The organism is Salinivibrio siamensis, assembly GCF_001996005.1.
In the GTDB taxonomy this organism is placed as follows: Bacteria; Pseudomonadota; Gammaproteobacteria; order Enterobacterales; family Vibrionaceae; genus Salinivibrio; species Salinivibrio siamensis.
In genome coordinates this window covers 107,150-114,651 of the sequence record NZ_MUFB01000018.1, presented here as the reverse complement: position 1 = coordinate 114,651, position 7,502 = coordinate 107,150, and the positions used below count along the sequence as shown (strand labels likewise).

The 7,502-nt window shown below is 49.7% G+C and carries 5 protein-coding genes; 4 read left to right on the top strand and 1 reads right to left on the bottom strand.

The features are described from left to right. The first annotated feature begins 139 nt into the window (after window positions 1–139). Window positions 140–637, top strand: a complete 498-nt coding sequence (locus BZG73_RS10940) for a MarR family winged helix-turn-helix transcriptional regulator (protein ID WP_077668305.1) — start codon at window positions 140–142, stop codon at window positions 635–637. A 294-nt stretch (window positions 638–931) separates the two neighbouring features. On the opposite strand, the gene BZG73_RS10935 is transcribed toward BZG73_RS10940, so the two are convergent. Continuing rightward, window positions 932–1,792 (bottom strand): aldo/keto reductase, encoded by an 861-nt coding sequence (locus BZG73_RS10935; protein ID WP_077668307.1) that lies wholly within the window; start codon window positions 1,790–1,792, stop codon window positions 932–934. A gap of 289 nt (window positions 1,793–2,081) precedes the next feature. Here BZG73_RS10935 and BZG73_RS10930 point away from each other — a divergent pair, with 289 nt between their 5' ends. From BZG73_RS10930 to BZG73_RS10920, 3 genes are all read left to right on the top strand, one after another. After that, window positions 2,082–2,579, top strand: a complete 498-nt coding sequence (locus tag BZG73_RS10930) for a GNAT family N-acetyltransferase (RefSeq protein ID WP_077666200.1) — start codon at window positions 2,082–2,084, stop codon at window positions 2,577–2,579. Between the two features lie 100 nt (window positions 2,580–2,679). Continuing rightward, the gene (locus tag BZG73_RS10925; protein WP_077668304.1) at window positions 2,680–4,995 is read left to right on the top strand and encodes a methyl-accepting chemotaxis protein; all 2,316 of its coding nucleotides are present in this window, start codon (window positions 2,680–2,682) and stop codon (window positions 4,993–4,995) included. A gap of 183 nt (window positions 4,996–5,178) precedes the next feature. Next, a complete protein-coding gene (locus tag BZG73_RS10920; protein ID WP_077668303.1) occupies window positions 5,179–7,494 on the top strand; it encodes a methyl-accepting chemotaxis protein in 2,316 nt (771 codons plus the stop codon). Window positions 7,495–7,502 lie beyond the last annotated feature (8 nt).

Here is a 7,502-nt window from a genome sequence, read left to right as displayed (position 1 = left end):
GTTATAATAGACTGAAAGCACATTGATTATTTGATAGTGAAAAAAACCATAAAAAGTCGATTTTTCTCTCGATGCCTTTGCACTCCAACCGCGGGTATTGTAAGTTTCGTTGGCGATTTTTTCTGGTGGAGGTGAGCAAATGGAAAAACACGAAGAAGTACTGGTTGCGCTGCGGCAAATCATCCGCGCAATAGACCTGCATTCACGAARACTTAACAAAGTATCCGGGATCACTGGCCCCCAACTTGTCCTAATGCGTGCGATTAAAGAGCTGGGCCAAGTGACCATTCGTAAGCTCTCGACCCATACCAACATGAGTCAGGCAACGGCAACGACCATTCTTGATCGTCTTGAAAAGCGCGGATTAATTTTGCGTGTTCGCAGCGAGCTTGATAAACGTAAAGTGCATGCCCACTTGACCGAGCAAGGGGAAGCGGCGTTAGAACAAGCCCCCAAACCCCTACAAGAAAACTTTATTTCACGCTTCCAAAGTTTAGATGAGTGGGAGCAATCGTTATTGCTGTCATCGGTACAACGTATCTCTTCGATGATGAACGCCGATGATATTGATGCAGCACCGATGTTAGAAGTGTCTGCCCTCACCTCACACAATTCGCAATTCCAAGCAAAAAAATAAGGGTCTCCGGCGGGTAAACAGGATGTCTCCACCGGTCCACCTGCCAACTATGGCGCAGTAAAATCAAGTGGCGTATTAAAAGCAAAGGACGTTCGCTTTTTGTCGCCATCAGTCATTCATTGGCTCTGCACGCGACACCCAGTCGCACCATTTATCGTGTATATCGTATAACGCTTTCCACTCATCCCTTATCAATGCGCCATATTGCCCCGACTCCGTCACCAGACAATCAACAAAAAAAGACGGCTAATAGCCGCCTTATGGATTGAGAGTCAGTCGGTTACACGCTGTTATTTAAGGTACATTGTGTCCTTTTGACGCCACCCATATCCGATACCATTGCTCACGCGTGAGTTCAAGGTCGTAAGCTGCTTTGGCGGCTTTGACACGTTCAATATTCCCCGAGCCAATAATCGGCAAAGGTTGAGACGGATGACGCATCACCCAGGCATAAATCACCTGATCGATCGTCGCGCCACCGAGCTCTTCGCCAATAGCATGCAAGGTATCACGTACCCGCACAGCCTGCTCAGACTCGCCGTTAAACATCTCACCGCCTGCAAGACAAGACCACGCCATCGGTTTAATACGCAACCGTTGCAACTGATCCAGGGTCCCATCATGGACCACATCAAACCGTAGCGGGTTGATTTCAACTTGGTTGGTGACCAAGGATTCGTCCCAACGAGACTGAAGCAGGTCGAACTGTGCAGGCGTAAAGTTAGACACGCCAAAGTGAGCCACCTTGCCATGATGACGCAACGTGGTGAATGCTTCAGCCACTTCATCCGCATCCATCAACGCGTCAGGACGGTGGATCAGTAACACATCCAGTTTTTCCACGCCCAAACGAGACAATGAGTTATCTACCGACTCCAAAATATGCCGGTAACTGGTATCGTAATGGTTGATTTTGCGGTTTGGAGCCGCTTCACTGACCAACTTGATATCGCACTTCGACACCACTTGGATATCGTCCCTCACGCTGGGATCAAGCTTCAGCGCTTGGCCAAACAGTGTTTCACAGCGGTAGTCACCATAAATATCCGCATGGTCGACCGTCGTCACCCCCAAATCGATATGCGCCTTAAGAAAGCTTAAACGCTGCTGCGGTGTCATTTGCCAATCATCCAGTCGCCAGTAACCTTGCACCATGGGCGAGAAAAACGGACCGACCGGAGAAATAGATGTCGCTTTAAACTCTGACAAAACGGATCCTTTATGCCGAGAAGTGGAGCTATCATGCTAATCCTATCTCCCGCCACCCTCAATGCCTTATCGAGCATTTTGTTAGCCTAACAGTGCGTTCGTTTGTTTTCGCGCAAAGGACAGCACTGTTTGGGTGTTAAATGCACGACAAGTGTTTAATTTATCACCAACACTTGGCGAATGCGGTGAACTTCGTTATCTTATGTCGCGCAAAAAAAGCGAAAAGGAAGCGAAAATGCTTATTCGACGCATGGAATTGCGTGATTGTGACGCGATCAATACGATTTATAATTATTACATTACACACACTGCTATTACGTTTGACTTGTGCCCATGGCAATTAGCTGAACGTGAACAATGGTTCGCTCAGTTTGATCCGTCCTCCTGCTATCAAGCCTGGGTGGCAGAGCAAGACCAACAAATCCTTGGCTTTGCTTACAATACGCCTTTCAATCCCAAGCAGGCTTTCCACATCGCCTCAGAAATCACCATTTATGCGGCCCCCGATGCCGGTGGCCGTGGGGTTGGCTCGGCATTAATGCAAACCTTGCTTGACGGAATGCGCGATAAGGCCCTGCGCCGCGCCTATTCTCTCGTCACGCTACCCAACCCAGCGTCATTGGCATTGCATCGTCGCTTTGGCTTCCAACAAGTTGGACAGCTAAATGATGTCGGTGAAAAATTTGGCCAATACCACAGTGTGGCAATGCTAGAGTGCGACCTAACGGTTTGAGCATGTTATTTCCCTATCGAATAAGCCCCCACCTCCACTTTACGCCAGTAAGGTGCCTTGATTTGATGCCGTCATAACGACGTTTCAGGAGTTTAGTAGTATGAAAGTTCGCACCAAGGTTTCTGCGGCGATCATCTCCGCCTGTGTTATTTGTATTGTCGCCACCGCCGCGGTGTTGGCAAACCGAACCACCACACTGTTTGGCGATGAARTGCGAGAGCAGGCGATTAGCCAGCTTAAAGCCGTACGCGAAGCCAAGCACTCTGAATTAACCAGTTATTTTTCATTTATCGGCCAGCAATTAACCTCAATGGCCGACTCCACCATGACCGAAAACGCGGTGACGTCTTTTAGCCAAGCTTATCGACGCTACAGTCGGGAAGTCCGCACCGATAGAGCGGCCCGGCGCGCGCTGCAAGACTACTACACCGACACCTTCGGCGATGTTTACAAAGCGCGCAATGATACCAACGCCAATGCACGCTCCAACCTCGCAGCGCTTGCCCCTGCCACGCGGACACTGCAGCAATTTTATATCAGCGGCAGCCCCCATCCTTTGGGCGAGAAAGACAAGTTGGTGACCACCAATGATGGCTCCACGTATGACAAGGTGCACACTCAATATCACCCCAACTACCATCGCTTTGCCGAAACGTTTGGCTACCAAGACATCGTGTTAGCCGATGCCAATGGCCGTATCGTCTATTCAGTGGCCAAAGAGATTGACTTTGGAACCAGCTTATTTGCTGGCCCCTACGCTACCAGCGGCATGGGTGACGCCTTCTTAGAGGCGATTGATGCAAAAGCCGGCACCATCAGTTTTGTGGATTATCGCCCTTACTTTCCCAGCTACGATGAACCGGCCTCATTTATCGCCACCCCTATCGTCGAAAACGGCGAAACGCAGGGTGTACTTATCTTTAAATTGCCGATTCAGCGTTTAAGTGGCGTGATCAGCGGTCAAGGCCAATGGCAATCCGCAGGCTTTGGACAAAGCGGCGAAATGTTTATGGTGGGGCCTGATAAAGTCCTCCGCACCGAAGCGCGCGCTTTACAAGAGGACAAATCTGAGTATTTACACTTGTTGCGCACCAATGGCGTCAAACCCGACTTGATTCGCCGCATTGAGTTCACCGATACCGCAGCGGGCCAAATGCCGATGGCATCCCAAAGCATTGCGCAAGCACTGGCCGGCGAAACGGGCACTGGCAAAGAACAGAGTTATCGCAACCAAACCGTCTATACCGCTTACTCACCGATTGATGTCTTCGGCAAGCGCTGGGCGCTGGTCAATCAAATCAGTCAGCAAGAGGCGCTATCACAAGTCGCTGCCATGCAAGACACTATTTTAAAAGCGACGGTTATTACCTCGTTGGTACTTGTTGGCGTGGCGATCGTAATTGCCTATATTCTCGGTGGCAATATTGCCAAACCAATGATTGCGGTCACTACACGGATCAAAACCATTGCAGAAAATAAAGATTTAACCCAACGCTTACCTGATAGCGGTAAAGATGAAATGGCACTGCTCGGCCGCTCGCTCAATGACATGTTCGCCAGTTTCCAACAGGTGATTCAAGAGGCGCACCAAGCTTCTGGGTTACTCGGCCAAGCCTCTAACGACATTAATCAAGACGTGGTCACTATGCGCGATAGGGTCGCCGACCAAGTCAAGCATACCCATCAAGTTGCCTCGGCAGCGACAGAAATGGCCACTTCCGTCACTGATGTTGCCCAATATGCAGACCAAGCCTCCAACGCATCTGATGACATCACCCAAGCCGTCAACACTGGCTCACAAATCGGGGACGATCTGGTTGCGCAAATCCGCACATTGTCATCGAGCATGGACGCTGCGACGGCGACCATGGGGCGTTTATCACAACAGAGCGAAGAAATCGGTACCGTACTGGATGTGATTCAAGCCATTGCCGAGCAAACCAACTTGTTGGCACTGAATGCGGCGATTGAAGCGGCGCGCGCGGGCGAGCAAGGCCGAGGGTTCAGCGTCGTCGCCGAAGAAGTGCGTACCCTGGCTTCTCGTACCCAGGACTCTACGGAGAGTATTCGCGACAAAATTGCCGCATTGCGCCAAGAAACGCAGTCAGCGGTGGCAGATATGGATACTACCAGCCAAACTGTCGAGGCCTGTGTGGATTATTGCCAACAAAATAACGCTGCACTGGTTGATATTGCCAACATGGTTACCGAAATTAATCAGATGACCTCACACATCGCCAATGCCACACAGCAGCAAACGCAGGTGACAACAGAAATCAGCGAAAGCATCACAGACATTGCGCAATCAGCTGAGACCGTTTCACAGCGTACGCATGACACTGCAGAAACCGTCATAGGCTTAAGCCAGCGATCATCGCGCCTCGCTGACACTATCGGCCATTTTAAAACCGAGTAAATACTCACCCCAATCAGGGAGGTCATCAGACCTCCCTGCTTTTCTCTTTTGTCTAGAAAGCGCCCATTACGACTGGTTAGCTAGACACGCGTACACTATTTGTTCAAATTTTACGTCTTTTTCTACGCACTTTTTACCTGCCATGACTAGATTCAAAAACGTGAGGTAGGAAGGAGTGTCACGATGAGAATCAGCAATAAGATCACGCTCGCAATCGTTGCGGCATCATTAACCTGTGTTTTAACTATTGCGGCTATCTTAGCGTTTAGAACCATCGGCTTATCATCACAAGCACTTGATAAGAAAGTAAAATCGCAACTAACGGCGGTGAAAGCGTCGAAAAAGTCGGAAATAAGTAATTACTTCAAGTTCATTGGTGATCAAATTAATACGCTGTCAGACTCCACCATGACAGAAGATGCACTGGCACAATTGGCACAAGCGTTTAAAACCATCGCCGCAGACACTGCCAACTCCCCTAGCCAAGAGAGCCAACTGGCCAGTTATTATCGCAATCAGTTTGCCGCGACCTACCAAGAGATAAACGATAAACGTACCGACGTAATGGGTAGGTATAATCAGTTACCTGATGTCGCGAAACGGTTGCAACACGCGTATATCAGCGACAACCCCCATCCATTAGGAAGTAAAGATGCCATGGCAAAAGCCAACGACGGCAGTGTCTACAGTGAGATCCACAGCGTCTTTCATCCCAACTTTCAGCATTACTTAAAAACCTTCGGCTACTACGACATTTTCCTGGTCGATAATCAGGGCAATATTGTCTACAGCGTTTACAAAGAGCTGGATTACGCGACCAACCTATTAACCGGCCCGTATTCAACCAGTGGCTTGGCTGATGCCTATAAAGCAGTGCGCAAAGCGCCTCAGGGTGAGCTGGGCTTTATAGACTTTCGCCCTTACTATCCCTCCTACGACAGTCCAGCTTCATTTATCTCGAGTCCAGTTTATAAAAATGGTCAGCAGATCGGGGCGTTGATATTTCAAATGCCGATCGATCGTATCAGTGAGCTCATTAGTAATAATGGTCAATGGGCAGAGTCAGGGATGGGCACCAGCGGTGAAATATTATTAGTTGGTCCCGATAACCTATTACGCACGCAGCCACGTCTGTTGAGTGACGATAAAGACGCCTACCTCAGTGCACTAGAAAGCCAAGGGCTCAATGCCGATACCATTCACCGTATTGATTATCAAAACTCCGCCGCTGGTAACCAACCCCTCGATAACCCTGCGGTAAAAAGAGCGCTACGGGGAGAGCAAGGGTTTGTCACGCAAACGAGCTATCGTAATACTGAGGTACTGGCTTCTTATTCGCCCATTGACGTCTACGGGGTGACATGGGCGGTGATCAGTCAGCAAGACACCGATGAAGTCTTTACAGCCATTACCAAATTACGCACAGACATCGGCGTTGTGACCGCGTTTACGGCAGTGCTGCTAGGCAGTCTCGCCGCACTAGTAGCGTATTGGTTGGGTAAAAGCATTGGCGCGCCTATCTTAAAACTCGCCACCAGTATCAAACAGGTGGCAGACAGTAAAGATTTGACGATCACGTTGCACCATACCAGTAAAGATGAGCTCTCTACGTTGGCTGACAGCCTCAATGAAATGTTCCAAAGCTTCCGAGACGTGATTCAAAAAACACACGACGCGTCAAAAACCTTGTTGTCATCAGCCAACGATATCAGTGATGACGTAGTGGCTGTGCGTGGGCAAGTGGATGAGCAAGCCAAAAGCTCGAACCAAGTCGCTACCGCTGCCACACAGATGGCCGCCTCCATCAGCGAAGTATCAGAGCATGCGAGCAATGCCTCTGAAGCGTCTGATACGATTACCCAAACCGCCAATGAAGGCAGCCAAAAAGGCGAAGCCTTGGTCAGCCAAATGCAAACACTCAAAGATCATATGGACAAAGCCACCCGCTCGATGGAGAAGCTATCACACGAGAGTGAGTCCATTGGGTCGGTGTTGGATGTGATTCAAGAAATTGCCGAGCAAACCAATTTGTTAGCCCTCAATGCGGCGATTGAGGCGGCCCGTGCTGGTGAACAAGGACGCGGGTTTGCTGTGGTCGCTGACGAAGTGCGTTCTTTGGCAACACGAACCCAATCCTCTACGGAGGAAATTCGTGCCAAAGTCGATGCCTTGCAACAGGAGACGCGCGGTGCCGCCGATGGGATGAGCCAAGCCAATGACGCGGTGACCCAAAGCGTTGAGCATTGTCACGAAAACAACGACAAGCTGGGGCAAATCAAAACCATGATTGAGCAAATCAACGAGATGAACATGCAAATTGCCACCGCAGCCAACCAGCAAACGCAGGTGACCGATGAAATCAGCCAAAATGTCAACACGATGGCACAATCGGCCGACCATGTTTCAGAGCGTACGCGCAACACTGAACAAACCGTCAATCACTTACGTGAACATGCCCGTACCCTGGAAGCGCGGATCAGTCACTTTAAAACCGACTAAAACCCAAA